25 protein-coding genes and 1 pseudogene are annotated in these 26,487 nt (G+C 62.4%); 7 read left to right on the forward strand and 19 right to left on the reverse strand.

Annotated elements, in window-relative coordinates; translation table 11 throughout:
* Positions 1-124: 124 nt before the first annotated feature.
* The gene (locus tag AC0QUY_RS00660) at positions 125-391 is read left to right on the forward strand and encodes a DUF3551 domain-containing protein (RefSeq protein WP_161854881.1); all 267 of its coding nucleotides are present in this window, start codon (positions 125-127) and stop codon (positions 389-391) included.
* A 132-nt stretch (positions 392-523) separates the two neighbouring features.
* Here the strand turns inward: AC0QUY_RS00660 and AC0QUY_RS00665 are convergent, their stop codons facing one another.
* The 8 genes from AC0QUY_RS00665 to AC0QUY_RS00700 all read right to left on the reverse strand — a co-directional run bounded on the left by AC0QUY_RS00665 (position 524) and on the right by AC0QUY_RS00700 (position 9,432).
* Positions 524-1,222 (reverse strand): ABC transporter ATP-binding protein, encoded by a 699-nt coding sequence (locus AC0QUY_RS00665; RefSeq protein WP_057834405.1) that lies wholly within the window; start codon positions 1,220-1,222, stop codon positions 524-526.
* A 7-nt stretch (positions 1,223-1,229) separates the two neighbouring features.
* Positions 1,230-2,510 (reverse strand): lipoprotein-releasing ABC transporter permease subunit, encoded by a 1,281-nt coding sequence (locus tag AC0QUY_RS00670; protein WP_475385363.1) that lies wholly within the window; start codon positions 2,508-2,510, stop codon positions 1,230-1,232.
* A gap of 69 nt (positions 2,511-2,579) precedes the next feature.
* Entirely contained in the window at positions 2,580-3,899 is a 1,320-nt protein-coding gene (gene proS / locus AC0QUY_RS00675) for a proline--tRNA ligase (protein WP_161854884.1), read from the reverse strand.
* A 306-nt stretch (positions 3,900-4,205) separates the two neighbouring features.
* On the reverse strand, positions 4,206-4,712 hold the full coding sequence (locus AC0QUY_RS00680) for a copper chaperone PCu(A)C (RefSeq protein WP_475385364.1): 507 nt from the start codon (positions 4,710-4,712) through the stop codon (positions 4,206-4,208).
* 109 nt (positions 4,713-4,821) lie between these two features.
* Positions 4,822-5,322: a TlpA family protein disulfide reductase gene (locus tag AC0QUY_RS00685; protein ID WP_475385365.1), complete on the reverse strand. Its 501-nt coding sequence runs from the start codon at positions 5,320-5,322 to the stop codon at positions 4,822-4,824.
* Positions 5,319-6,533: a sialidase family protein gene (locus AC0QUY_RS00690; RefSeq protein WP_475385366.1), complete on the reverse strand. Its 1,215-nt coding sequence runs from the start codon at positions 6,531-6,533 to the stop codon at positions 5,319-5,321. The genes AC0QUY_RS00685 and AC0QUY_RS00690 overlap by 4 nt, the downstream gene beginning before the upstream one ends.
* Before the next feature lie 29 nt (positions 6,534-6,562).
* A complete protein-coding gene (locus tag AC0QUY_RS00695; RefSeq protein WP_475385367.1) occupies positions 6,563-8,965 on the reverse strand; it encodes a TonB-dependent receptor family protein in 2,403 nt (800 codons plus the stop codon).
* A 92-nt stretch (positions 8,966-9,057) separates the two neighbouring features.
* Positions 9,058-9,432 (reverse strand): DUF2946 domain-containing protein, encoded by a 375-nt coding sequence (locus AC0QUY_RS00700; protein WP_475385368.1) that lies wholly within the window; start codon positions 9,430-9,432, stop codon positions 9,058-9,060.
* Between the two features lie 463 nt (positions 9,433-9,895).
* Between AC0QUY_RS00700 and AC0QUY_RS00705 the strand changes: the two are divergent.
* The 5 genes and pseudogenes from AC0QUY_RS00705 to AC0QUY_RS00725 form a co-directional block, all read left to right on the forward strand.
* Positions 9,896-10,149 (forward strand): annotated as a pseudogene (locus AC0QUY_RS00705) (globin); the annotation flags it as partial.
* Positions 10,150-10,215: 66 nt separating this feature from the next.
* Positions 10,216-10,407: a hypothetical protein gene (locus AC0QUY_RS00710; protein ID WP_475385521.1), complete on the forward strand. Its 192-nt coding sequence runs from the start codon at positions 10,216-10,218 to the stop codon at positions 10,405-10,407.
* A gap of 153 nt (positions 10,408-10,560) precedes the next feature.
* Entirely contained in the window at positions 10,561-11,580 is a 1,020-nt protein-coding gene (locus AC0QUY_RS00715; RefSeq protein ID WP_161854894.1) for a sugar ABC transporter substrate-binding protein, read from the forward strand.
* A gap of 6 nt (positions 11,581-11,586) precedes the next feature.
* Positions 11,587-13,089, forward strand: a complete 1,503-nt coding sequence (locus AC0QUY_RS00720) for a sugar ABC transporter ATP-binding protein (RefSeq protein WP_161854895.1) — start codon at positions 11,587-11,589, stop codon at positions 13,087-13,089.
* 10 nt (positions 13,090-13,099) lie between these two features.
* Positions 13,100-14,134 (forward strand): ABC transporter permease, encoded by a 1,035-nt coding sequence (locus AC0QUY_RS00725; RefSeq protein ID WP_475385369.1) that lies wholly within the window; start codon positions 13,100-13,102, stop codon positions 14,132-14,134.
* Between the two features lie 19 nt (positions 14,135-14,153).
* Here AC0QUY_RS00725 and AC0QUY_RS00730 read toward each other — a convergent pair whose 3' ends face one another.
* The 4 genes from AC0QUY_RS00730 to AC0QUY_RS00745 all read right to left on the reverse strand — a co-directional run bounded on the left by AC0QUY_RS00730 (position 14,154) and on the right by AC0QUY_RS00745 (position 17,422).
* Entirely contained in the window at positions 14,154-14,633 is a 480-nt protein-coding gene (locus AC0QUY_RS00730) for a hypothetical protein (protein ID WP_161854897.1), read from the reverse strand.
* A 309-nt stretch (positions 14,634-14,942) separates the two neighbouring features.
* Positions 14,943-16,250 carry an S-methyl-5-thioribose kinase gene (gene mtnK / locus AC0QUY_RS00735; protein WP_475385370.1) on the reverse strand — a complete coding sequence of 436 codons (1,308 nt, stop codon included), beginning with the start codon at positions 16,248-16,250 and terminating at the stop codon, positions 14,943-14,945.
* A 141-nt stretch (positions 16,251-16,391) separates the two neighbouring features.
* Positions 16,392-17,000: a class I SAM-dependent methyltransferase gene (locus tag AC0QUY_RS00740; RefSeq protein ID WP_475385371.1), complete on the reverse strand. Its 609-nt coding sequence runs from the start codon at positions 16,998-17,000 to the stop codon at positions 16,392-16,394.
* Positions 17,001-17,032: 32 nt separating this feature from the next.
* Entirely contained in the window at positions 17,033-17,422 is a 390-nt protein-coding gene (locus AC0QUY_RS00745; RefSeq protein ID WP_475385372.1) for a hypothetical protein, read from the reverse strand.
* A 489-nt stretch (positions 17,423-17,911) separates the two neighbouring features.
* Here AC0QUY_RS00745 and AC0QUY_RS00750 point away from each other — a divergent pair, with 489 nt between their 5' ends.
* Entirely contained in the window at positions 17,912-18,151 is a 240-nt protein-coding gene (locus AC0QUY_RS00750) for a PilZ domain-containing protein (protein ID WP_161856704.1), read from the forward strand.
* Positions 18,152-18,173: 22 nt separating this feature from the next.
* On the opposite strand, the gene AC0QUY_RS00755 is transcribed toward AC0QUY_RS00750, so the two are convergent.
* The 7 genes from AC0QUY_RS00755 to nuoL form a co-directional block, all read right to left on the reverse strand.
* Positions 18,174-18,449, reverse strand: coding sequence for a DUF1467 family protein (locus AC0QUY_RS00755; RefSeq protein ID WP_065750677.1), 276 nt, complete (start codon positions 18,447-18,449; stop codon positions 18,174-18,176).
* A 6-nt stretch (positions 18,450-18,455) separates the two neighbouring features.
* A complete protein-coding gene (mce, locus tag AC0QUY_RS00760; RefSeq protein ID WP_475385373.1) occupies positions 18,456-18,860 on the reverse strand; it encodes a methylmalonyl-CoA epimerase in 405 nt (134 codons plus the stop codon).
* A 55-nt stretch (positions 18,861-18,915) separates the two neighbouring features.
* Complete coding sequence (locus AC0QUY_RS00765; protein ID WP_475385374.1) at positions 18,916-20,586, reverse strand: ribonuclease J; 1,671 nt, start codon at positions 20,584-20,586, stop codon at positions 18,916-18,918.
* A complete protein-coding gene (locus AC0QUY_RS00770; protein ID WP_475385375.1) occupies positions 20,586-21,398 on the reverse strand; it encodes a biotin--[acetyl-CoA-carboxylase] ligase in 813 nt (270 codons plus the stop codon). The genes AC0QUY_RS00765 and AC0QUY_RS00770 overlap by 1 nt, the downstream gene beginning before the upstream one ends.
* Before the next feature lies 1 nt (position 21,399).
* On the reverse strand, positions 21,400-22,836 hold the full coding sequence (nuoN, locus tag AC0QUY_RS00775) for an NADH-quinone oxidoreductase subunit NuoN (protein ID WP_475385376.1): 1,437 nt from the start codon (positions 22,834-22,836) through the stop codon (positions 21,400-21,402).
* Between the two features lie 66 nt (positions 22,837-22,902).
* Entirely contained in the window at positions 22,903-24,414 is a 1,512-nt protein-coding gene (locus AC0QUY_RS00780) for an NADH-quinone oxidoreductase subunit M (RefSeq protein ID WP_475385377.1), read from the reverse strand.
* The gene (gene nuoL, locus AC0QUY_RS00785; protein ID WP_475385378.1) at positions 24,414-26,483 is read right to left on the reverse strand and encodes an NADH-quinone oxidoreductase subunit L; all 2,070 of its coding nucleotides are present in this window, start codon (positions 26,481-26,483) and stop codon (positions 24,414-24,416) included. The genes AC0QUY_RS00780 and nuoL overlap by 1 nt, the downstream gene beginning before the upstream one ends.
* Between the last annotated feature and the right edge of the window lie 4 nt (positions 26,484-26,487).

Below are 26,487 nucleotides of genomic sequence, written 5' to 3' on the forward strand. Positions count from 1 at the left end.
GAGACATTCCGCACACGCGCCTGCGCACGCCTACAACGCGTGAACGTGATTTGACGCCCGGTCGCGTCGAATATCTGCTGGCCGTCAGCCCTCGCGGATCGGCCGCGCTCTCAAGGAGGTTCTGATGCGCAATCTGGCTTTGGCAATTTTAGCGATCGGCGCGGCCTCGGCGGCTGTACCGGCGCAAGCGCAGACGTACGATCCCAGCTATCCGGTTTGCCTGCATGTCTATGGCAGGATCAGCTATTACGAATGTGCTTATACGTCGCTACCCCAATGCAACGCGACCGCGTCGGGCCGCTCGGCGCAGTGCGTTATCAATCCCTATTTCGCCTATGCTTCTCAGGGGCCGTCGGCACCTCGCAATAAGCGGTACCGCAGCGGCTACTGACTCCGTTAGAGCATGACCCGGAAAAGTGTGTAGCGGTTTTCCCTCGCGACAAACGCGGAACGCGTTTGCGCGGAGATCATGCTCAAACAAAAGAAAAAGCGGAATGACGATCCGAAGAAAAGTCATCACGCTTTAGTCCATTTCGACGACTTGGCCGTCGACCAGCGACACCCGCCGGTCCATCCGACCGGCCAATTCCATGTTGTGGGTGGCGATCAGCATCGCGACCTGAGTCGCCTTCACAAGCTGCATCAACGCATTGAAGACATGGTCAGCCGTGGTCGGATCGAGATTGCCGGTCGGCTCGTCCGCGAGTAGCACCCGCGGCGCATTGGCGACCGCGCGCGCGATGGCGACGCGCTGCTGTTCGCCGCCGGAGAGTTCGGCCGGGCGGTGCGTTATGCGGTCACCGAGGCCGAGATAGGCCAAAATCTCCTGCGAGCGCTTGATGGTCTCGGAACGTTTCAGGCCGCGGATCATCTGCGGCAGCATGACGTTTTCGAGCGCGGTGAATTCCGGCAGCAGCCGATGCGACTGATAGACGAAGCCGATGTCGGAGCGGCGGATCTGGGTGCGGTCGATGTCTGATAATTGCGAGGTCGGCGTGCCCGCGACATAGACCTCGCCATCATCGGGGGTTTCGAGCAGGCCAGCGATATGCAGCAACGTCGACTTGCCCGACCCCGACGGCGCCACCAGCGCCACCGACTGTCCCGCCCACAGCGCGAGCTTGGCGCCGTTCAGAATCGTCAGCGTCGCCTCGCCCTGCCTGTACTCGCGTTTTATCTCGTGGAGATAGATAACCGGTACGTCTTCCGCCTCTTCGGCCATCTCGCCCTCACTCATACCGGAGAGCGTCGACGGGATCGAGCCGCGCGGCGCGCCACGACGGATAGAGCGTCGCCAGGAACGACAGCGTCAGCGCCATGATGACGACCGCAGTGGTTTCGCCGAAATCGATCTCGGCCGGCAGGCGCGAGAGGAAATAGAGTTCCGGCGAGAACAATTCGGTGTTGGTCATCCAGGACAGGAACTGCCTGATGGATTCGATGTTCAGGCAGATCAGCATGCCGACGAAGAACCCGGTCAGCGTGCCGACCACGCCAATCGCGGCGCCCGTGATCAGGAAGATCCGCATGATCGAGCCCTGCGAGGCACCCATGGTGCGCAGGATCGCGATGTCCTGCCCCTTGTCCTTGACCAGCATGATCAGGCCGGAAACGATGTTGAGCGCGGCAACCAGCACGATCATGGTCAGGATCAAGAACATCACGTTGCGCTCGACCTGAAGCGCGTTGAAGAAGGTCGAGTTGCGCTGCCGCCAGTCGACCAGGAACACCGGGCGCCCGGCGGCCTCCGTCACGCTCTTGCGGAAGGCGTCGATGCGGTCGGGATTGGTGGTGAATACCTCGATCGCGGTCACGTCGTCCTTGCGGTTGAAATAGGCCTGCGACTCCGGCAGCGGCATGAACACGAAGCTGGCGTCATATTCCGACATGCCGATCTCGAACACGGCCGCCACCTTGTAAGGCTTGATGCGCGGCGTGGTTCCCATCGGCGTCACCGCGCCCTTGGGCGCGACCAGCGTAATGGTGTCGCCGGCATGCAGCGACAATTGATCGGCGAGCCGTCGTCCGATGGTCACGCCCTGCCCCTCGTCAAACCCCTCCAGCGTGCCCTGCTTGATGTTCTTGGCGATCGAGGTGAGCTTGTTGAGGTCCGCAGATCGCATACCGCGCACCAGCACGCCGGCGGCGTTGAAGGCGGAAGACGCCAGCGCCTGGCCGTCCACGACCGGCGCGGCAAGACGAATGCCCTCAAGCTGGCTGATACGCTCGGCGACATCCTTCCAGTCGGTCAGGGGCGATTCCAGCGGCTGCACCAGAAGATGGCCGTTCAGCCCGAGGATCTTGTCCAGGAGTTCCTTGCGAAAGCCGTTCATGACGGCCATCACGATGATCAGCGTGGCGACGCCGAGCATGATGCCGAGGAACGAAAAGCCGGCGATGACGGAAATGAAACCTTCCCTGCGGCGCGCGCGCAGGTAACGCCCGGACAACAGCCATTCGAAGGGCGCAAAAGGCTTGGTTCGGGCTGTATCGCTCATGGTCTCATCCATTACTCGATAATCCCATGATTCGGGCCAAATGTGGCCTTATTGACCAACATTACCGTCGCGGTGGATATCTTATCCCGCGATCTTCGCCACCACATCGGCCGGGCTGAGATTCTCGCGCGAGCCGTCGCTGCGCCGCTTGATCTCGAGCTTGCCCTCGGCGAGGCCCTTGGGACCTACCAGAATTTGCCAGGGGATGCCGATCAAGTCAGCGGCGGCGAATTTCGCGCCGGCGCGCTGGTCGGTATCGTCATAAAGCACATCGACGCCCTTGGCCTGAAGCTCGCGATAGAGTTTCTCGCAGGCGCCATCGACGGCAGCATCGCCCTGCTTCAGGTTCAGGATCACGGCCGTGAACGGCGCCACGGCGTCCGGCCATTTGATGCCGGCATCGTCATGGCAGGCCTCGATGATGGCGCCAACCAGGCGCGAGACGCCGACCCCGTAGGAACCGCCATGGATCGGCACGTCGACGCCGTCGGGGCCGGCGACCAGCGCCTTCATCGCGTCGGAATATTTGGTGCCGAAATAGAAGATCTGGCCGACCTCGATGCCACGCGTGTTGACGCGCTTGTCGGCCGGCACTTCGCTTTCGTAGCGCGCGGCATCGTGAACGTCCTCGGTTGCCGCATAGACCGACGTCCACTGCTTGATGATCGGCGTCAAATCGCCGTCATAATCGACATCGTCCGGTGGAATCGGCAGGTTGAGCACATCGCTGTTGCAGAACACGCCGGATTCGCCGGTCTCCGCCAGCACGATGAACTCGTGGCTGAGGTCGCCGCCGATCGGCCCAGTCTCGGCGCGCATCGGGATCGCCTTCAATCCCATCCGCGCGAAGGTGCGCAAATAGGCGACGAACATCTTGTTATAGGCGCGGCGCGCCGCCGCCTCGTCGATGTCGAAGGAATAGGCGTCCTTCATCAGGAATTCGCGGCCGCGCATCACGCCGAAGCGCGGGCGCTGCTCGTCACGGAACTTCCACTGGATGTGATAGAGATTGAGCGGCAGGTTCCTGTAGGATTTGACGTAGGCGCGGAAGATCTCGGTGATCATTTCCTCATTGGTCGGCCCGTACAGCAATTCGCGCTTGTGGCGGTCGGCGATGCGCAGCATCTCCGGGCCGTAGGCATCGTAGCGGCCGCTTTCGCGCCAGAGGTCGGCAAGCTGCAGCGTCGGCATCAACAGTTCCAGCGCGCCGGCGCGGTCCTGTTCCTCGCGCACGATCTGCTCGATCTTCTTCAGCACCCGAAATCCGAGCGGCAACCAGGCATAAATGCCGGCCGCTTCCTGCCGCATCATCCCAGCGCGCAGCATCAGCCGATGCGAGACGATCTCCGCCTCTTTCGGATTCTCCTTCAGGATGGGCAGAAAAAACCGAGACAATCGCATGGGTCAACTCGAGGAATCAGCGGGCTACCGAAAGAAGGTGCAGTGAAAGCGGATCGGCTGCGAAAAGACAAGGCCGGAAACGGCTAAAAAGCCTCTGAAAACGAGGATTTGTAGGCCGTTTTGGCGGTGAATTATTAGTTTCGCAGCCCGTAGCTCGTAGGATGGGTGGAGCGCAAGCGATACCCATCAATCCGGCAACACAGGCTCATGCGATGATGGTTTCGCTTCGCTCTACCCATCCTGCAGAATTATCGGAAGGCGGCGTCAGCGCACCTGCAATCTGTTCAGCGCCGCAAAACCACCGCCCTATTTCTTCATGCCGGAATGATCGTGCTTCATTTCACCGCCGGACGGCCCCTTTGCACCGACGCTCTGCACGTCGAGCGAAAGCGTCACCTTGCCCGCCTTCTCGAATTCAAGCGTGACCGGGATCTTGTCGCCCTGCTTGAATGGCTGCTTGAGGTCCATCAGCATCAGATGATGGCCGCCCGGCGCGAGCTTGACGGTCTTGCCGGGTTCGATCGGCAACCCCTTGTCGAGCGATCGCATGGTCATGACGCCGTTGTTCATGGCCATCTCGTGAACCTCGACCTTGCCGGCGATATCGCCGGAGCCGCCAACCAGCCGATCCGGTGACGCGCCCTTGTTCTCGATGGTGAGATAGCCGCCAGCGACCTTCGCGCCGCTCGGCGTCGCGCGGCTCCAAGCCTGCGTGATGACGAGGTCGCCGGCCTTGACCTCCTGGGCGTGCGCGGGCGTGCCCAGGAAAGCAAACAGGGTGGCGAAGGCGAAGAATGGCAGGACAGGTTTCATCGGATGTCTTTCGATCTATGAAGTATGGCCGGCACAACGGACGACCGAGGCCGCCGTTGCATTAACTTGAGAATGCAACGTTCATGTTCACAATAGCGGGATTGCGTCCTTATTTGTTCGCGGCCTTTTGCTGAACCGACCATTTTTCGAGGTCCGGTATTTCTGCTGAACCTTCGATCGTGGTGACGGTTCCATCCCGCGCGATCAGGAGCGTGCGCGGGATATCGCCCTGCCAGGCCGGGTCGATCTCGAACCGCAGGCGTTCGACAAAGCCGTCGCTGAAAATCCAATTTTCCGCCGACGCGAGCCCCGACTTCTGCAGCATCGCCCGGGTTGCGCCGGCCAGATTCGGGACGAGATCGGCGCTGATCATCACGACGTCGACCTCGGAATGGTCCTTCATGAATTGCCCGAGCAGCGGCAGTTCGACCTTGCACGGGCCGCAGGTGACACCCCAGAAATGCACCAGTGTCGGACGCCCGGCGTGCGAGCGCAGCATTTCCTGCCAGCTTCCGCGCACGAACGGCTTGAGCTCGGACGGCGTCTCCGCTCCCGGCGCGGCGCCCAGACAGGCAATAAGGAAAATAACGGCGAGCAGGAGGCGCTTCATGATCCGTCTCCGATCGGCAGAAGGCGATAGCCGTCGGCCTTGGTCATCCAGGATAGGTAGATCTTCTGTCCGTTGCTGACCAGCAGCGGGTGATCGGAGGTGTCAGTCGTCGTGGCGATCGCGACCGGCTTCGACCAGCTCTTGCCCTCGTCATGCGAGGTCATCGCGCTGACCGCGGTCTTCTCGCCGTCGAACTCCTTCCAGACCACGGTGGTGGCGTGCGGGCCGGCAAGAACATATGGCCGCGTCGGATTGCGGTCGGCGCGGCCGAGCGGAAGCGGATCGGAGAATGTGCGGCCCTCGTCTTGCGAGCGGGCATAGAACAGCCCCTTGCGGGCCTTGCCGTTGGTGTACCAGGTCGCGTGGTAAGTGCCCGCGGACGAGATGGAAAGACTGGGACCATGATGCGGGCACGCGGCGATCTGCCACTCGTCATGACTGACGCGGCGAACCTCGCCCGGCGTCGCCGGATCGGTGAACGTCATGATCGCATGATCCCGCACGCCGCCCTCGAAAATGTTCCTGAACACCACCACGGGACGGCCGGGGCCTGCGAATGCAAGACCGAGCCGGCAGCATTCGCAGGTGTTGTCGCTTGCCAGCCGCGTCTCGGAATAGGTCGCGCCACCGTCCTTCGACGAGGCGAAGAACAGCCCTGCCCCCTCGTACTTCTTGCCCTCCTGTTGCGCTGGCACCCGGTTGCGCTTGTCGATCCAGGCCGCAAACACCGAACCATCAGCATCAAGACCGAGCGCTACAAAGCGCTGGCTCTCGTTACTCGCTGTGATCGGCTGCGGCTCGGCAAAGTTTTGGCCGCCATCGGCCGACCTGGTGGTCAGCACCTGGCCATTAAAAGCCTTGTCCCTGAAGCGCGAAAACGCCAGCGCAATGCCGCCGTTCTTCTCGACAACGATCTGCGGGCGCGCGTCCGGCCCCCAATCGAGCGTGAGCTTTTCGCGTGTCACCTGAACCGGGGTTGAAAAGCTGCGCCCTTCATCCTTCGAACTAGCCACCGAGATGTGGCCGCCCGCCATGAAGGCGAGCCACAGCGTTCCGTCTTGCGCAAAGGCCGGTGCGACTTTCGACGCGCAGCGCAGCGCTGTCTCCTCGCATGCCGCTTCCGAGGCATGCTGGTGATGGCTCATCTGCGCATTCGCAGCCGTGTGGCAAAGCGAGAAAGCGAACGTCGCGAGCAGGCTCATTCGCAGCATGGCTTTATTCCTCCTGCAGGGCTGTCCAGTCATTTGAACGCCAGTTTCATTCCGGCCATGAACGCGCGCGGCGATCCCGCGTAGATCGAGCCGGTCGTACCCGCCAATGCGATCGCACCGTCCGGAATGCCCGTTGCTTGCACCGTATTCGCGATATTGTTGGCCGAAGCTACATACGTGCGGTCGAACACGTTTCTAACTTCAAAGTAGACATTCAGTGACTTGAAGTAGTCGGACTGGAGGTCCGTCTTGTAGTGCACGTTGAGATTGACCAATTCGTAGCCGGGCGCCTTCAGCAGATTGGCGTTGTCCATATAGAACGCGTCTTTCCACTGCACTTCGACAAACGCGCCAAAGCCTGCCAAGGGGCCCCACATTTGGTCATAGCCAAGCCGCGCCGTCAGCTCGTGCGGTGATACGCCGGGAATCTTGTTGCCCGCGCGATTGAAGTTGAAGGCCGCTCCACCTGCGCCGGGGCTCCTGAGAGTTTCCGTATATTCAGTGTAGTATTGATCGAGATAGGTATACGCCGCCGTGAAACGCCAGCCGGGATAGAACTTCCAGTCAGCGGCCAACTCCACCCCGCGATGCTCCGACTTGGGCGCGTTGAAGGTGAAGCTTGCGTTGGGGGCACCAGCAGGCGTTGCCTGAGTCACGAGTTCGTCCCTGAAGAACTCGTAGAAGCCGGTCACGCTGAACTTCAGCGCGCTGTTCGGCGTCCAGTCGAAGCCGAGATCATAGCCCAGGTTCTTTTGCGCTTTCAGTTGCGTGTTGTTGCCGCTGGCGCCCGTGGAATCGACGAAGAGGTTGCCGACCTGTGGCGTGCCGTATCCGGTGGCAACGCGCGCGCGAAGCAGCCACTCCGGATTCAGCTTGTAGAGCAGCGCCAGTTCCGGCGCGGTGTTCTGGAATTGCCTGTCGGCAGACACTAGTCTCGGCGTCGCCGTCGGGACGTTGGGCGTGTTGTAGGCGTAGGATGTATTGATCCCCTTCAAAAGCGTGGTTTCCCATCCGATGCCGGCAATGGCCGTCAGATTGGGAGCGAGCTTGAGCTCTTCGCGCGCGCGGACACCGTAGTTCGTGGTGGAACTCCAGGTATTGCTTTGCAACAGACCAAGCTTCGCATTGCCGCCCGGCATCACGTTGCGCGTATCGCTCGATGCCGTCAGCGTGTTGTAGAACGCGCCGAAATACGTCGTCGATTCCATGCCGAGGATTTCGCCGCGCTTGGTCACGTCACTCATGTAATTGTAGGACGGGAAGTCACCGATCGCGCTGGTTGTTCCCGTCGGCTGATTGATGTTGCGATCGTCGAACACGAACTGGTTGCGCCAGGTGGTCGTGTTGTCGAAATCGTGCTCCCACCGTCCGCCGACGATGGTGCGGCGATCCTCGCGGCCGAGGCCGGCCTGTATGGCGGTGAGCGGCGTTCTGGTCCCGTTGAAGCCGTTGTTGAAGAGGGAGACGGTTCCGCAGCCGGCGACGCCGGCCATCTCGCAGCCCTGCTGGAATGGGTTTTGGTAATATTGATTGAGCGACAGCCTAACCGGCAGCCTTGTATCGAGATTGTTGTTGATGAACTTGACCGTGAAACGGTCGTTGGGCGTCGCGTGCAGGGTGCCGAGAAAATTCACGGTCTGGGTATTGAACCAGCTGTTCTGGATAAACCCATCGCCGCGCGCGTCGCTCGTAAACAGCGAGTACTCGAAATTGCCGACCTGCTTGCCTGCGGCGAGGTAATTGTTGAGATAGCCGAAGCTGCCGCCTTCGACGCCGTATTCGACCCCGTCGATGGTACGGCCCGGCCGGGTGCGGAAATTGAGCGCGCCACCGGTGGCATAGTTGCCAAAGAGCGCCGACGACGGCCCGCGGATGACGTCAATCGCGCCATAGGCCTTGGGATCGATCAGGTCGCTGCGGGAAAGCCCGTCCGGTTGCGTGACCGGAAAACCGTCATCGAAAATCACGAGATTGCGGATGCCAAAGCCGTTGCGGGCATTTGAACCGCGGATCGAGATGCCGATATCGCGGGGCCCGTTGCCCTGCTTCACCGAAATGCCCGGGCTCTCGCGCAGCACGTCGGCCACGGAGAATGCCGGCCGGTTGTCGAACTGGCTGCGATCGATCGTGGTCTGGGTCTGGCCGGCCGGCGCCTGGTACAGCAGCGCGCGCGCCACGCTTGGCGTGATACCGGCGGTCAGGGAGGGAGCCGTTGGCGCGATGGCCAGCGGCTGCCGCGCCTGCGTCCTGGCGGCGGAACGAGCCGCCGGCCTGCGGGCCGCAGGCCTGGCCGCGGCGGTTCGCGGCGCGTCGACCGTCACGGCCGGCAGGCTTTGACTGGCCGTCTGCGCCTGTGTTGCCGAGGGAAACGCCAGCGAGACGCTGCACAATGCAAGCGTGCTCACCCCGGCAAGGGCACGATAACGAAACATGGGAACGATCCTGACGCCGGCCTTCTGCCGGGCTGCTCATGTGAATCAACCGTGACGGCCGAAGGCCGCACCAATCTCGACAGGGATGGAGGTCAGGAAACGGAGGGTGGCGCGCGCGCCTGCGCGTGCGAGCCGGCGCGGGAGGCGAACCGGTCAGGCGTGAATTCGATCCAGACCACGCGCTCGGGCTGGCGATCGACAGTAACGATGTCGGCAATCTTTGGCGTGTCGATCGGGGCGCCGGTCTGCAGCACACTGCAGACCGAACAGCATCCGTCGTGGGCGCGGTGATTGGCCTGATCGGACTGCCCGGCACCGGGCGCACCATTGCCATGGCAGATCACGGCGCCGGTGAGCGGATCGGAGGCCGCGATGCTGGCCGCCCAGCATGCGCCGACCGGTGCAAAAATCTGCACCAGTAGCGCAATCAGGACTATTGGCAGGAAATTCTTCAGCCGCCGACGCATCGCAAACCTATCCGCTTCAGACCTTAATCATCTCAGGGGTCCGAAGTCGAGACGAGGTTCCCGGAACTATGTTGCAGCTTCAAGGAGTAAAGCTGGCGAAAAAAGATGCCTTTTGCAGCATTTGAAGGGCGCCCTACCCCGATACCAAGCCTCGGGCGTATTGTAGCTAAACCAACAACCAACGGTAGCAATTTCCCAATCATTTCGCAGAGTGCTGGAATTTTGAACAAACGTTGCCGAAAATGGTGACAAGACGAAAAAGATGGTCTACCAATTCAACCTCAGGCTGGCCGAGAGGCAAAGCTTGGTGGTCCAAGTCTCGGGAGGAGCCCTGACGCGCACAAGCAGCGTCGCCTCGACAATCAAGATCAAATCTAAATTTTCGAGGAAATTAAGGGTCGACACAATTTTTGAGCAGGGCTCCGAGCCCTGCTCTTTTTTTTCGAGACGATCGCAAACAATAATGACGGCATCGTCAAATCCGATCGAGCGAAGCTTTGAACTCGCCGCCGAGCGCTGCGCGGATCTCACGCCGCTGGTCTATCGCCACCTGTTCGAGGCGCATCCAGAAGCGCAGACGATGTTCCGCACCGAGGGCAGCGAACTCGTCAAGGGTTCGATGCTGGCAATTACGATCGACGCCATCCTGGACTTTGCCGGCGAACGCACCGGCCATTTCCGCCTGATCACATCGGAAGTCTCCTCGCACGACGCCCGCGCGCGATCAGCAAAAGTGGAAGCCGGTTTTGCGTCCGATCGCGCGCTATTCATTTGAATCGGCGCATGATCTTGTCACCAAACCGTGCACACTTTGGCGGATCATGCGCTGGCACGCCGCGCGACTTGTTCGTCGCGTTCTTCGGCATCGTCGCGCAGACGCTGCGTGAGGTCATCGGCCCGGAATGGTCTGATGACATCGACGCGGCGTGGCGGACATTGCTCGGCGACATCGAAAGTCTCGTTGCAGCGCAGTGAAGCGACGAGCACCGAAGTTTCCCTGATCTCATTGATACGGACGATCAAGTCATCCGGTGGCGGAACCGCGCCGAGTGTGAAAGACTGCCTCGATCCGCGGTGCGTGCAATCGACGCCGAGGGCGATAACAAAGACAAAACGAGGGAGCAAACGATGTCCGGAACTGACAAATCCGCAACGACCAGACGCGACCTTCTTCAGGCGGCGGGCGCGGCTGGCGCAGCGACCGCCCTGCTCGGAGGATTGGGCATAAACCCGGCGCTGGCGGCAGCCACACGCTCGGAGAAACCGCTGAAGGCGGCGTTCTCCAACGCCGGCCTGCAGGCGACCTGGTGCGCCCAGGGCAAGCAGGCGGCGGAGTGGTGGGGCAAGCTGTTCAACGTCGAGGTCACCTGGTTCGACGGCCAGCTCGACGCGGTCAAGCAGCGCGCCGCGATCGACAATATGGCCTCGCAGAAATGGGATTTTGTCGCCATCCAGGCATTCGGCATCGGCACGCTGACCCAGCCGGTGCAGAAGATGATCGACGCCGGCATTCCCGTGATCGACATGGACACGCTGATCGCGCCGCTCGACCAGATCAAGGTGCATTCGTTCCTGGCGCCCGACAATGAATTCATGGGCGCGTCGGTAACCCAGGCGCTCTGCAACGCCATGGGCGGCAAGGGCAAGATCATCATGACGCAAGGCGCGCTCGGCCATACCGGCGCACAGGGCCGCGCCAAGGGTTTTGAGTCCGTCGTCAAGCAGTTCCCGAACATCGAGGTGCTCGACACCCAGCCCGCCGATTGGGACGTCTCGAAGACAGCTCGGCTATGGGAGACCTACCTGACGAAGCACCCGCAGATCGACGCGGCCTTCTTCCACAATGACGACATGGCGCTGGCCGCCTACAACATCATGAAGGCGCGCAACCGCACCAACATCCTGATCGGCGGCGTCGACGCCATGCCGCCGGCGATCCAGGCGGTGAGCGAAGGCCGTATGTTCGCGACCGTGCGCAATCCCTCCTGCCGTATCCATGGCGGCGCCATCGTCGCCGGTGTCGCCGCAGTGACCGGAGGCGAGAAGAGCGGACAGGGCATTCCGAAGCACGTCATCACGGACGGACCGGTCGTGACCAAGGCCAACGCCGCCGGCATGCAATGGATGGAGGACCACTTCCTGATCTGAACCAGCATGCCCGCGGGACAACAGCCCATCCTCGAACTGCAAGAGATCACGAAGGCCTTCGGCGGCGTCGAAGCCCTTCGTGGTGTCGATTTCGCGCTGACCGCCGGCGAGATCCACGGTCTCGTCGGCGAGAACGGTGCAGGCAAAAGCACGCTGATGAAGATCATCGCCGGCGTGCATGCGGATTTTTCCGGCCGCTTCATCCTGGACGGAAAGGAAACCCGATTCCGGTCGGTGCGCGACGCCCATGCTGCGGGTATCGCCATGGTGCATCAGGAACTCAGCGTGGCGCCCGACCTGTCGGTGGCCGAGAACGTCTTTCTCGGCAACCAGCCGACCAACCGCCTCGGCTTCGTGCAATGGCGGCGCATGGCGCGCGAAGCCGGCGAGCAACTCAAGCGGTTCGGCATCGACGTCGACCCGATGTCACGGCTCGGCGACCTGCCGATCGGGTTGCAGCAACTGATCGAGATCGCCCGCGTGCTGTTCTCGGGCGCGCGCATCATCATCCTGGACGAACCGACCTCGGCGCTATCGCCGCCGGAAGTGGAGCGGCTGTTCGCGACGCTGAAGCGGTTGCGGGACGAAGGCACCAGCATCGTCTTCATTTCGCATTTCATCGAGGACATCTTGCGCGTCTCCGATGTCGTGACCGTGTTCCGCAACGGCAGGAAGGTCGCGGAAACCAGGGCCGCCCAGACCAGCAAGTCCGCCCTGATCGAGGCGATGATCGGCAAGGGCCGCGAGGCGCTGGAGGAGACCTATACGCACGACATTATGCTGCCGCCGGCCGCCGAAAGGCCGGTCGTGCTGAACGCGAACGGGCTCTCGCTCTCCCGCAGCCTGCGCGATGTTTCGTTCGACGTCCGCGCCGGCGAAGTGCTCGGCATCTACGGTTTTATGGGATGCGGCCAGCTCGAACTGGCGCGAATCCTGTTCGGCAAACTGAGACCCGATCAGGGCTCGCTGACGGTGGCAGGCGACCAAAAGAGCTTCCGCAGCACGGCCGATGCGCGGCGCGCCGGGATTGCCTTCGTGCCCGAGAGCCGGCGCGACATGCTGTTCCACCAGGAGCCGGTCTACAAGAACATCTCGATCAGCGTCCTCGACCGGATTTCATCCCTGCTGCTCAAGCCGTCGCGTGAGCGCGAGATCGCCACGCGGCAGGTCGACCAGTTGCGGATCCGCCCGGCGGCGGTGGAGCTCGATCTCGGCATGCTGTCCGGCGGCAATCAGCAGAAGGTGGCGCTGGCGAAATGGCTGAGCTACCCGCCGCGGCTGCTCGTGCTGTGCGAGCCGACCCGCGGCATGGACGTTGGCGCCAAGGACGACGTCATCCACATCGTCAGGGATCTGCGCGCCAAGGGGCTCGCCGTCATCGTGCTGTCCACCGAGCCGGAGACGGTGCTGTCGCTCGCCGACCGCGTCATCGTGCTCAAGCGCGGCGCGGTGGTGCGGGAGTTTTCCAACGAACGGATCAGCAAGGACCGCCTGCTCGAGGCGGCATGAGGAGAGCGACATGACGACCGGTGACAGCGTGACAGTCGCGGCAGATCGCAAACGCCCGCACCGGCTCGCCGCGATACTGCGCTCCCAGATGCGCAACATCGCGCCGTTCCTGACGCTGATCTGCCTGTTTTCGTTCTTCGCGGTCGCAAGCCCCTCTTTTGCGACGCTCGACAATTTCGGCAACATCCTCACCCAGATTTCGGTTACCGGCATCATCGCCGTCGGCCTCACCTTCGTAATCCTCTGCGCCGAGATCGACCTCTCGATCGCCGCGATTGCCAACGTCACTGGCATCGCAGTTGCCTATTTCACGCTGCAGGAATCCTACGTCAACATCGCCAATGTCCCGATGCCCGGATGGGCCGCGATCTTGTTGGCGCTGGCGCTCTGCGCCCTGCTCGGCCTCGTCAACGCGTTCGGGTTGACGGTCATCGGCATCCCCTCCTTCATCATGACGCTGGCAATGATGCAGATCGCGGCCGGCATCTCGGCGCTACTCGTGCGCGGCCAGATCGCCTACAAGGTGCCGCCGCTGGTCTCGACGCTCGGATCGACATCCATCGGCGGCATTCCCTGGATCGTGATCGTGGCAGCGCTGATGCTGCTCGGCGGCCATCTGGTGCTGACCTACACCCGCTTCGGCCGCTACGTCTACATGGTTGGCGGAAACCGCGAGGCCGCCGAATATTCCGGCCTCAACGTCAAGCTCATCCTCGGCAGCGTGATGGTGATTTCAGCCGTCTGCGCCGGCATCGGCGGCATGCTCGGCGTCGCTCATTTCGGCAGCGCGCAGCAGAACGAGTTCGACACTTATTTGCTGGACTCGATCGCCGCCGTCGTTGTCGGCGGCACCAGTCTCTTTGGCGGCCGCGGCGGCATCGGCAACACCATCGTCGGCCTGTTCGTGCTCGGCGTCCTTAACAACGGCCTCGACCACGTCAACATCGACAGTTTTCTGAAGATTTTGATCCGCGGCCTGATCCTGCTGGCGGCGCTCATCATCAACGTCTATGCGCAGCGGCTGCGGGAGAGGACCGCCGAATAGGACTGCGGTGTGGCTCGCTTTACTCCCCGGCTTTGGCTTCGGCCATGGCCGGAGCTGCGATCTTTTCCTTCATTTCCTCGCAGATCTTGCGGACTTCCGCCGTCAACAAAGAACAGCTCTCAATTTGAACGAAGACGCGTTTGGCCTCCGCGCGGTAGCGCGCCGCGGTTTCCTTCAGTTCTTCGGTCACCACGAGCGCCTCGCGAGTCATGGCCTCGCACTGCCTGGCCTGTTCCATGAGTTCAACGCCCAGGGCCTCGATGTCCTTTGCCGCAGCTTCGTATTCGCGAACGACGGCTTCCGCCGACAGCCTGCCGATCTCCGTGGCCCCGTCGTTGTGCTCCACATAATCCGGCATCCCTAAATCGGGAGCGCGCACCGAGGGCGGCGCGAATTCGGTCGGCCCGGATTCGTGGGGCGGAAATTTGCGAAACTCTTTTTCAATCTCGCGCTCAAGATCGATCGCATCGAGAATCGGCGGTTTTGCTACCCGTACCATGGGAATGCTCCCTGAATGAAAAATGTGAGCAGAGACAACAACTGTCTCGAAAAATGCAGCTTCGACGGTTAGCTTGCCTGTGGAAGCGAGCAAACCGAATCCCTTGAGTAAGCTTGTTAGTTAACCTTGATGTCCGCGCTGGCGGTTAATTCTGGAACCATCGAACGCTTGCCGTCGTAGCTATTGCGCGCGTTTCAGGCTTGAAGATTTGATCGGCGGTATGATCCTGCTGGCGGCTATCATCAACGTCCATGCGCAGCGCTTGCGCGAGCGGCCCCCCACTTAGAGCAACCATCCCCGCGGGGAGCATCAACGGAAATCCGGCTGCCAGTCGCGAATCTCGCGCGCCGCTTTTGTCACGGCGCCGATCGTTGGAAATGAAGCCGCATCCACCATCATTGCCCGCGCCAGCCGCAGGCTGCGCGCCTCGGAGATCGCTCGCCGCTTCGGGTCTTCGATCAGTTCGAAATCGATGTTGTGGGCCAGCCCCAGAATGCGGCGGATGATTTTCGCGGCCGAGAAGCCGACGGTGTCGCGGAACAGCCGCGCCATGTAGGCCTGACGCTCGGCCTCCAGACGCGCAGCTCCTGCCTCGCCGGGAAACAACGTTCGCGGATAGGCGTCGCCGTGGCCTTCCGTGCGCCAGAGCTCGAGGAACTCACGGGCGAACTCGTTCCAGACGTCTTCGATCGTTTCCAGCACCCAGGCCTCGAACAGCCGCCGTTCGCCCAGTGAGCGCTCGTGACCGGCGGACGCCAGATAAGCCATCAGGAGATTGGCGATGACCGCGCCGACGTCGAAGCCCATCGGTCCATAGAACGCAAATTCAGGATCGATCACCATGGTTGCGCTTTCCGTCACCATGATCGAGCCGGTGTGGAGGTCGCCATGGATCAGGGCTTCCGGAGAGGCCATGAATTTGAGCTTGAGCCGCGATATCGCAATATGCAGGTCGAGGTCTTCGCGAAAGGCCGCCGCGGTCGCATCGAGCCAGGGCTGCGTCCAACGGTTCTGCTCGGCCTCGCGGTAGGGATCGGTGAAGATCAGATCCTCGGTGATCTTGCAGAGCGCATGGTTGCCGGCGAAGGCGGCGATCCCCTCCTTCTTGTGCGCGGCCGTCACCGCCAGATCGGACGAGAAAAACAGCGTCCGCGCCAGAAAGGTCGTGATGTCTCCGACAAAGCGGGGATAGAGCGTGCCGGCCACCAGCCCCTTGCGCATGATGATATGCGGCTTGAGCAATTCCATGACGACAAGCGCCAGCCCCTCGTTGTGGTGCAGCACAACAGGCACCAGACCGGGCGCCAGCCGCGCCTGATGCGTCAGCGCCAGATATTCGTAATGCGAGCGCGACAGCGGCAGCGGCCAGCTTTCGCCGACGAGGCGCACGTAAGGCAGCGCCTGCTTGACGGCAACGCCGCCCGCCGCACCCTTGACGATGAATACGAGATTGAGGTTGCCATCACCGACTTCGCTGATCGACCATGACGCGGGTGCGCCGCCGAGCCATCCGGCGACCTCCGGAAGTCCTGCGAGGTAATCCCGCAGATCGGCCTCGTGAAGAATTCGATACTCGCTCTCCCGCGGATCAGCCAATGATCGGCGCTGTGAACTCATCGTGGTCTCCCCCCATGCCGGCGCCGGGAGTTGCGGTTCACTCCCGTTTCAGGAACTTGATCCGGCCTTTCTTGGCTGGATCATAGCCGCAAGGCGTTGCCGGCGGCCAGCGCGTTCACCGTCCACAGTTGTCCCAACGTCTCAAATGAGCTGCGCGAGCCAGATGGTGTGGCCGCCGCAGTCGGGATCTTCGGCGATATACACCACCACGCGAAACCCGTTCTGATCGAGCAATGAACGATATTCGGCCGGAGCGAGGCTCGCATGGTACAGCGGCTCGCCTGCAAAACTCCCGATTGCCTCGCCATGCACGGGACCGCTGGTGAACATCAGCGCCGCGTTCGGCGCTGCGTGTTCGCGAAACAGCGGAAACATCCGGCGCTGATCGTCGCAAGACAGATGAAAGAAACTGTCCCACGCCAGGATGCCGGAGAATTGCCGCTGCAAGGCAAGCCGACGCATATCGGCCACGATCCATTCCTGCTTGGGAAAATGCTTTCGGCAAACCTCGATCATGGTCGAGGAGGAATCCACGCCAGTGACGGGATGACCAAGCCCGATCAGATAAGCGGCCATCGGCTCGGCGGAGCCGCAGCCGAGATCGAGGATCGGGCCCGCAGGCGGCAGCAGCGCCCGGAAACGGTCGAGCCATGGCTTTTCAATAAGTTTGGTGCGCGCTCGACTCTCGATCCAGTCCAGTGCCTTGCGCTGGTACAGATCGATGATCCCTTCGGCTTCTTCCGACGCCATTTGCGAACTCACGCACCACGTATCGCCAGCGCCTAGAATGTTTCCCGTTCCAGGAAGTTCGAGCCGATATCGGCCTTTTTCTTGATCGGGTCATAGTCGCAAAACACGCTATCGGCGACTAGCGTGTAGCTTGGGATGATCGTGTCCTTGTTCAGCTTCACGGAGGTCAGGCCAATGACCGCGGTCCGCTTGCCATCGGTCCATTTGAATGGGGTCGTGCTCTGCGCCCTCTCGCAGGCCGCGACCGCATCGGCGAAGACGGAGCTCTCAACGAAGGCTTTCACTGTCCGAAGCTGCCCCAGGATTTTCCAGTTCATGTAGAACGATCCGGCAAGGCCGGCGGCGAGCAGGACAACAAACAATAATAAAATGCGCTGAAAATTCATTGATTTCCCCCAGGTGGAACTGACCCGGCGGCACAACTAGCCGATCCCGCCGGATTTGTCAGAGCCGGAATTTACCAATGATTTCGGCCAGCGGGCTATTGTCCCGATCGCCCGGATGTGACTAACGGTATCATCCGGCCTACATGATCGGATCAGGGACATCCGATGACGACTGACGATCTGGAAACGATTGCATTGCGGCCCACCGTCGTTGGCGGCGCCCGCCAGGACGACGACTTTGAGGTGGTCTGGCGCGGCTTCCCGATCGGACGGATCATGAAGCAGGCGGACGGCCCGCACTGGTGGTGGGCCTGCACGGTCTATGGGCTTCCCCCGACCCCCAATGACCGGGGGCCCGCCATCAATTTCAAGGACTGCCAGGTCCGCTTCCGGCTCGCCTGGGCCAGAATCCGGCCTACACTAACGGACGAAACCATCCAGACCGCAACGCGGCACGCCCAAGGGCTGCTGCAGCAACAAACGGCGAAGGAAGAAAAGCCCAAGGCGCCTGAACCGCTTCAGATCATGAACAACCATCGCGCGGCGCCCCGGCACCGGGTATTGAAGGCAGGATCGATCGAGTTCAATGGCGGCGTCATCGACTGCACCATCCGGAACGTATCTGACACGGGTGCCGCGATTGAAGTTGCCAGCCAACTCGGCATTCCCGATAGCTTCTGGTTGGTGATCTCGGGCACTCACACGCGTCGCTACTGCCGGGTTGCCTGGCGAAACGAAAAACGAATTGGCGTCGCGTTCGACTAGCGCCTTTTCAGATCGCGCCGGATCAGAACGGCAGACCCATCAGCTTCGACAGCCGCTCGATATTCAAAAGCCCCTGGTGATAGGCCCACATTCCGATGCCGAACACCACGCCCGAGATCAGCGTGGTCCAGAGCAGCTTCCAGCCCATCCGCGCCATCACCGGCGCGCCGGGGTCGGTGCCGGGCGCGCCCTCCCCATCCTCATGCTGGCTGCGGACGCCGAACGGCAGCGTCACGAACAGCACGACCCACCAGAGCACGAAGTAGATCGCAAGCGCGGTTGAGATGCTGTAGGCCATAAGGGTTCAGGCCTGTTCGATTTCGACGAGCGCGCCGGAGAAATCCTTCGGGTGGAAAAACAGCACCGGCTTGCCATGCGCACCGATCTTCGGCATGCCGTCGCCGAGCACGCGCGCGCCCTCCGCGATCAGCTTGTCGCGCGCGGCGATGATATCAGGCACATCGTAGCAGATGTGATGGATGCCGCCGTCGGCGTTGCGCTCGACGAACTTGGCGATCGGCGAGGCGTCACCGAGCGGCTGGATGAATTCGATCTTGGTGTTGGGCAGCGTCACGAACACGGTGATGACGCCATGCTCCGGCAGCGGCACCGCGCCGGAGATTTCGGCGCCGAACGCGCCGCCATAGATTTTGGCAGCCTTTTCCGCATCCTTGACCGCGATTGCCACATGATTGAGCCGGCCCAGCATGACGCCCTACTCCCTACTTCGTTTCCGGCGGCCAGCCGTCCGGACGCTTTCTACCTCAAACCACCAGAACATGAACGACGCAAATCGGCTTCTTGCCCCATTGCTCGTTGATGACCGCCCGCACCGCGCGGCGGACCGATTCCGCTGTGGCGTCCGGATCGCGCCTCCGCGCCCGCGGCAGGCCTTCGACGGTCGTGACCACCGTATCGAACACGATCTCGTCGATGATCTCGCCAGCCGCATTCTTCTCGGGGACGCCGACGAGATCAACCTCGGGATCGTCGGCCAGCTCGCCCTTGTCGGTCACGCCGATTGCCACGAAGGCGCATCCGGCGAACCCCATCCGCCGCCGTTCCACCACGGCGCGGGATTTGGAATCCTCCAGGATCGCGCCGTCCTTGTAGATCCGGCCCGACGGCAATTCGTCGATAATAGCGGGGTCGCCGGGGCCGAGCCTGACCAGATCGCCATTGCGGCAGGTCAGGACCTTCGGCACGGCGGCGGCGCGGGCGAGCTTGGCATGCTCTGACAAATGCAGCGCCTCGCCATGGACCGGGATCAGGATCTGCGGGCGCACCCAGGTGATCATGTCGCGCAGCTCGTCGCGGCGCGGATGGCCGGAGACGTGGACGAGATCGGTACGGTCGGTGATGACCTCGATCCCCTGCGCCACCAGCCCGTTGATGATGGCGCCCACCGCCTTCTCGTTGCCGGGGATGGTGCGCGAGGAAAAGATCACGCTGTCGCCTTTGTTCAGCGTCACCTGCGGATGGTCGTTATTGGCGATCCGGGCGAGCGCTGCCCGCGGCTCGCCCTGGCTGCCGGTGCACAGCGCCAGCACCTTGTCCGGCGGGAAATGGCCGTAATAGTCGGCGCCGCGGAAATTCTGCACGCCTTCGAGATAACCGGTCTCGCGGGCGACCTGCACCACGCGCTCCATGGCACGGCCGACCACCACCACCTCGCGATCGGCGGCCTTGGCGGCGTCCGCAACCGCCTTGAGGCGGGCGACGTTGGAGGCGAAGGTGGTGACGGCAACGCGGCCCTTGGCGGCCATCACCAGCTTGGCGATGGTCGCGGCGACCTCGGTTTCCGAGGGCGAGCGTCCGTCCCGCACCGCGTTGGTGGAATCGCCGACCAGCGCCAGCACACCGGCATCGCCGAGTTCGCGCAGGCGCCGCTCGTCGGTCGGAAGGCCGATGATCGGCGTCGGATCGATCTTCCAGTCGCCGGTGTGCAGCACGGTACCGGCGGAGGTGTGGATCGCCAGCGCATGCGACTCTGGGATTGAATGCGCGACCGGGATGAATTCGACGGTGAACGGCCCAAGATTGATCCGGCCACCCGAGGGAACCACCGTTACCGGGATTTTGGGCGGATTGCGCTCGGCGGCGCATTTGGCCTCGAACAGCGCGGCGCTGAATTTGGTCGCATAGACCTTGCATTGAAGTTTCGGCCAGAGGTCGATGATGGCGCCGAAATGATCCTCATGGGCGTGCGTCAGCACCAGGCCCATTAGGTTGTTGCGCTCTTTCTCCAGGAAGCTGATGTCAGGCATGATCAAATCGATGCCCGGCAGGTGCTCCTCGTCGCCGAAGGAGACGCCGAGATCGACCGCGAGCCAGGAGCGCTGGTGGCGGTTGCCGAGCCCATAGATCGACAGGTTCATGCCGATCTCGCCGACACCGCCGAGCGGCGCAAAGGTCAGTTCATCCGGCCGCGCCATCAGGCCGCTCCCACAGACGCCGCGGCGCCGAAATAGACTTCGCCCGCGGCGATCGGAATACGCTTGCCCTCGGCCGTGCGGACGATCAGGCAGCCGGTTTCATCGATGGTATCGAACGCGCCTTCGACCGTCGCGGCTCCGGTCTGGATCGCGACCCGCTCGCCAAGTCCGAACGCGCGCTCCAGCCACAGTTTTCGAATTTCGGCAAAGCCACGGCCATTGTCCCAGATGCCGCGGAACTCGGCCCAAGCCTCCGACAGTGCCGTAAACACTTCCTCCGCGCTGACGCTGACGCCGAGCGCGGCCAGCGAGGTCGCCGGCGTCGGCGTGCCCTCAGGCGCGGCAATGACGTTGGTACCGATACCGACCACCACGGCTAGGCGATTGCCGGCCACAGCCTCGGCCTCCAGCAGGATGCCGGCGAGCTTCTGCCCGTCCGCCATGACGTCATTGGGCCATTTCAGGGCGTATCTCAGAGGCTCGGCGCCGGCGCGGCGCAAATTGGCTTCGATGCTGAGCTTCTGCAGCGCGCTTTCCAGCGACAGCCCTGCGGCAAAACCCAGCGTTGCCGCGACACCGGGAGAGACGTCCATGATTTCGAGGATGCTGCTGGCGAGGTTGCCGCGCGGCGCGATCCAGGCGCGCTGCCGGCGGCCTCGGCCCGCCGTCTGCTCCGTTGTCACGAACCACATCGGGCCGCGCTCGCCATCGCGAGCGCGGGCCATGGCTTCGGCGTTGGTCGAACCGATCCGGTCGAAGGCGGCGAGAGCGTAGCCCGTCGATGAGGCCCTGGGACCGAGTGCGAAGGTCATCCTAGAACAGCGACTTCGCTGCCGCCGTGGCGACGCTGACCAGCGGCCCCGGATAGACGAAGAAGAAGATGTTGAAGATGCCGGCAACCGCCAGCACCGTGCGCAATTCGATGCGCATCGGCTCGACCTGGCCGGCCGGCTCGTCGAAATACATCACCTTGACGATGGTGAGATAGTAGAACGCGCCTACCACGCTGGTCAGCACGCCGATGACGGCGAGCGTGAACAGGCCCGCCTTGATCGCGGCCACAAACACGTACCATTTGGCGAAGAAGCCGGCGAGCGGCGGAATGCCGGCCAGCGAGAACAAGAGCATGGCGAAGAAGAACGCCAGCATCGGATTGGTGCGCGAGAGCCCGGCGAAGTCGCTGATCTGTTCCACCGCCTGCCCGTTCCGCTTCATGGTCAGGATGACGGCAAAGGAGCCCAGCGTCATCGCCACATAGATCGCGATGTAGATCAGAACGCCCTGCGCGCCCTCCACCGTGCCCGATGCAAGGCCGACCAGCGCAAAGCCCATATGGCCGATCGAGGAATAGGCCATCAGGCGCTTGATGTTCTTCTGCCCGATCGCGGCGAACGAACCCAGCGCCATCGAGGCGATGGCGACGAAGACGAGGATCTGCTGCCATTGCGGGACGATGCCGGGGAACGCGGTGAGCGTCACGCGGGTGAACACCGCAAGCGCGGCCACCTTCGGCGCGGAGGCGAAGAACGCCGTGACCGGCGTGGGTGCGCCTTCATAGACGTCGGGCGTCCACATATGGAACGGCACCGCGGATACCTTGAAGCAGAGCCCAGCCAGCAGGAAGACGAGGCCGAACACGATGCCGACACTGCCGGTCTTCACTGCGGCTGCGATGCCAGCAAAATCGACCGTGCCGGTGAAGCCGTAGATCAGCGAGGCGCCGTAGAGCAGCATGCCCGAGGACAGTGCGCCGAGCACGAAATACTTCAGGCCGGCCTCGGTGGACTTGGCGTTGTCGCGGTTCGAGGCGGCGACCACGTAAAGCGCGAGGCTCATCAGCTCGAGCCCGAGATAGAGCATGATCAGGTCGGCGGCCGAGATCAGCACCATCATGCCCAGCGTGGAGAGCAGCACCAGGATCGAATATTCGAAGATGCGCCGCGACGGGTCGGACAGGAACTCCGTCGACAGGATCAGCGCCGCCGCCGAGCCGATGATGGCGAGGATCTTCAGGAAGCGGGCGAAGTCGTCGACGATGAAGCTGCCGCCGAAGGTCGTGAGCTTGCCGGCCGGTAGCATCAGTACCAGCGCGCCGGTGATAACCAGCAGCACCACCGCGAGCGTGGTGACGAGCCGGGTCGTATCCTGCCCGCGATAGGCACCGAGCATCAACAGCGCCATGGCGCCGACGGCCAGCACCAGCTCCGGCAGCACCGGCAGCAACTGATAACCTGCACTTGAGAAGCTCATGGCCTTCTTATCCTTGACGCGTTTTCTTCATGCGAACCGGCTTCCACTTCGCTTGAAAACGCTACGTTATTGCGCGACCAGCGCGGCTGCCTTCACGGCAGTCACGGCGGCATTGTAATTATTGACGAGTTGCTGAACCGAGGCGGCCGACATGTCGAGCACCGGCTTCGGATAGACGCCGAACAGGATGGTGAGGAACACCAGCGGCATCAGCGTCAGGCTTTCGCGGGGCGTCAGATCCTTGATGCTGGCAAGCGACGGCTTGGTCAACGCGCCGAACACCACCTTGCGATAGAGCCAGAGCGCGTAAGCAGCCGACAGGATGACGCCGAGCGTGGCAATGGTCGCGGTCGGGATCGAGACCTTGAAGGTGCCGAGCAGCGTCATGAATTCGCCGACGAATCCGCTCGTGCCGGGCAGACCGACATTGGCCATGGTGAAGACCATGAACACCATCGCATAGAGCGGCATCCGGTTGACGAGACCGCCATAGGCCGCGATCTCGCGGGTATGCATGCGGTCGTAGACGATACCGACGCAGAGGAACAGCGCGCCGGAGACGATGCCGTGCGACACCATCTGGAACACGCCGCCGGCGACACCCTGGGTCGTACCCGCGAAGATGCCCATGGTGACGAAGCCCATATGCGCCACCGACGAATAGGCGATCAGCTTCTTGATGTCTTCCTGCATCAAGGCCACCAGCGAGGTGTAGACGATGGCGATTACCGACAGCGAGAAGATCAGCGGCGCAAAATCATGCGACGCCAGGGGGAACATCGGCAGCGAGAACCGGAGGAAGCCGTAGCCGCCCATCTTCAGGAGGATCGCGGCCAGGATCACCGAGCCCGCGGTCGGCGCCTCGACATGCGCATCCGGCAGCCAGGTGTGCACCGGCCACATCGGCATCTTCACCGCAAAGGAGGCAAAGAACGCCAGCCACGCCCAGGTCTGCAAGGACCGCGGCACCGCGGTGTTCATCAGCGTCGGGATGTCGGTCGTCCCGGCATTCCAGTACAGCGCCATGATGGCCAGCAGCATCAAGACCGAGCCGAGCAGCGTGTAGAGGAAGAACTTGAATGACGCATAGACCCGGCGCGGGCCGCCCCAGACGCCGATGATCAGGAACATCGGGATCAGGCCGCCTTCGAAGAACAGATAGAACAGCACGAGGTCGAGCGCCGAGAAGGTGCCCACCATCAGCGTTTCCAGGAACAGGAACGCTATCATGTATTCGCGCACGCGCACTGTGACGGACTTCCAGCTCGCGATGATGCAGAACGGCATCAGCGCGGTGGTCAGGATCACGAACGGCAGCGAAATGCCGTCGACACCCATGTGATAGGTGATGCCGCTGGCGAGCCAGTTCGCCTTTTCGACGAACTGGAAATCCGCACTGGCGGCGTCGAAGCGCCAGACCAGGATCAGCGACACCGCGAAGGTGACCAGCGTGGTCCACAGCGCGATCCAGCGCGCATTGCGCCGCGCCGCTTCATCATCGCCGCGGGTGAGGTAGATCGCCACCGCGCCGATGACCGGCAGGAAGGTGACGACCGAAAGGATGGGCCAGGTTGTCATTACTGGCCTCCCAAGCCGAACATGAACCAGGTGATCAGCCCGGCGACGCCGATCAGCATCGCGAAGGCATAGTGATAGAGGTAGCCGGTCTGGATCTTCACCACGTTGCGGGTGACATCGAGCACGCGCGCCGAGACGCCATCGGGGCCGAAGCCGTCGATGACGAAGCCGTCGCCCTTCTTCCACAGGAAGCGGCCGAGCCACTTCGTCGGGCGGACGAAGATGAGCTCATAGAACTCGTCGAAATACCATTTGTTGAGCAGGAACTGGTAGAGCATCTGGTGCTCGCTGGCGAGCTGGACCGGAATGTACGGCCGGCGGATGTAGAACAGCCACGACACCAGGAAGCCCACCACCATCATCACCGTCGGCAGCAAGGCGATGGTCTGCGGAACGTGATGCATTTCATCGATGATGTTCGGGTGCATCTTCAGCGACTCGCGGAAGAACTCTTCCACGCCATGGCCCGCGAACACTTCCTTGAACGGGAAGCCGGCCAGGATCGAGCCGGCGGCAAGGATACCGATCGGGACCAGCATCCACATCGGCGCCTCGTGGGCGGCCTCGTAATGGTGCCGGTCATGCGGCTCGCCGTGGAACGTCTTGAAGATCAGGCGCCACGAATAGAACGAGGTCAGACCGGCCGCGATCACGGTCATCGCGAATCCATAGTAGGCGAACGGATTGTGCGCGACGTAGGCGGACTCGATGATCGCATCCTTGGAGAAATAGCCGGCCGTGAGCGGGAAGCCGGTCAGCGCCAGCGTGCCGATCACCATCACGCTGTAGGTATAGGGAATCTTGTCCTTCAGGCCGCCCATGTTGCGGATGTCCTGCTCGTGGTGCATCGCGTAGATCACCGAGCCGGAGCCCAGGAACAGCAGCGCCTTGAAGAAGGCGTGGGTGAACAGGTGGAACATGCCGACCGAATAGGCGCCTGCCCCCATCGCCACGAACATGTAGCCGAGCTGCGAACAGGTCGAATAGGCGACGATGCGCTTGATGTCGTTCTGCACGAGGCCCACGGTCGCGGCAAAGAACGCGGTGGTGGCGCCGAAGAACATCACGACGGCCTGCGCGTTGGGCGCCAGCTCGAACAGCGGCGACAGCCGCGCCACCATGAACACGCCGGCGGTCACCATGGTCGCGGCGTGGATCAGCGCCGAGACCGGGGTCGGGCCTTCCATCGCGTCCGGCAACCAGGTGTGCAGCAGGAACTGGGCCGATTTGCCCATCGCGCCCATGAACAGCAACAGGCAGATCAGGGTCAGCGCATCGGCGTTCCAGCCGAAGAAGTTGATGGTCTTGCCCGACAGCCCCGGCGCGCCTGCGAAGATCGTCTCGAAATCAGTGGTCTTGAGCAGCATGTACACGGCGAAAATGCCGAGCGCGAAGCCGAAATCGCCGACGCGGTTGACGATAAATGCCTTGATCGCCGCCGCATTCGCCGAGGGCTTCTGATACCAGAAGCCGATCAGGAGGTAGCTGGCGAGACCGACGCCCTCCCAGCCGAAGAACAGCTGGACCAGGTTGTCCGCGGTCACCAGCATCAGCATCGCAAAGGTAAACAGGCTGAGGTAGCCGAAGAAGCGCGGCCGGTACGGATCCTCGTCCATGTAACCGATGGAATAGAGGTGCACGAGCGACGAGACAGTGGTGACCACCACCAGCATCACGGCGGTCAGCGTATCGACGCGGAGCGCCCACGACACCTGCAGATCGCCGGAATTGATCCACGGGAACAGCGCGATCCGGGCGTCATGGTGCATGAAGCCGACATCGACCAGCGCCACCCACGACAGCGCCGCCGAAACGAATAGAAGTCCTGTCGTGATCAGTTCGGCCGCGCGCGAGCCCTGAGCCGGCGGCTCGGAAACGTGATGGTCGTCATGGCCGTGATCGTCATGACCATGGTCGTCATGTGCTTCCGCCGCGTGGGCGTGATCGCCATGCCCGTGGGCATGTTCCACCGTGTCGCCGCTCGGGTTGCGCGCATGCGCCCCGAAGATCGCGATCAGCCCCGCCAGAATGGCGCCGAGCAGCGGCAGGAATACTATGGCCTGATACATGCCC

The organism is Bradyrhizobium sp. WYCCWR15520 (genome assembly GCF_056174665.1).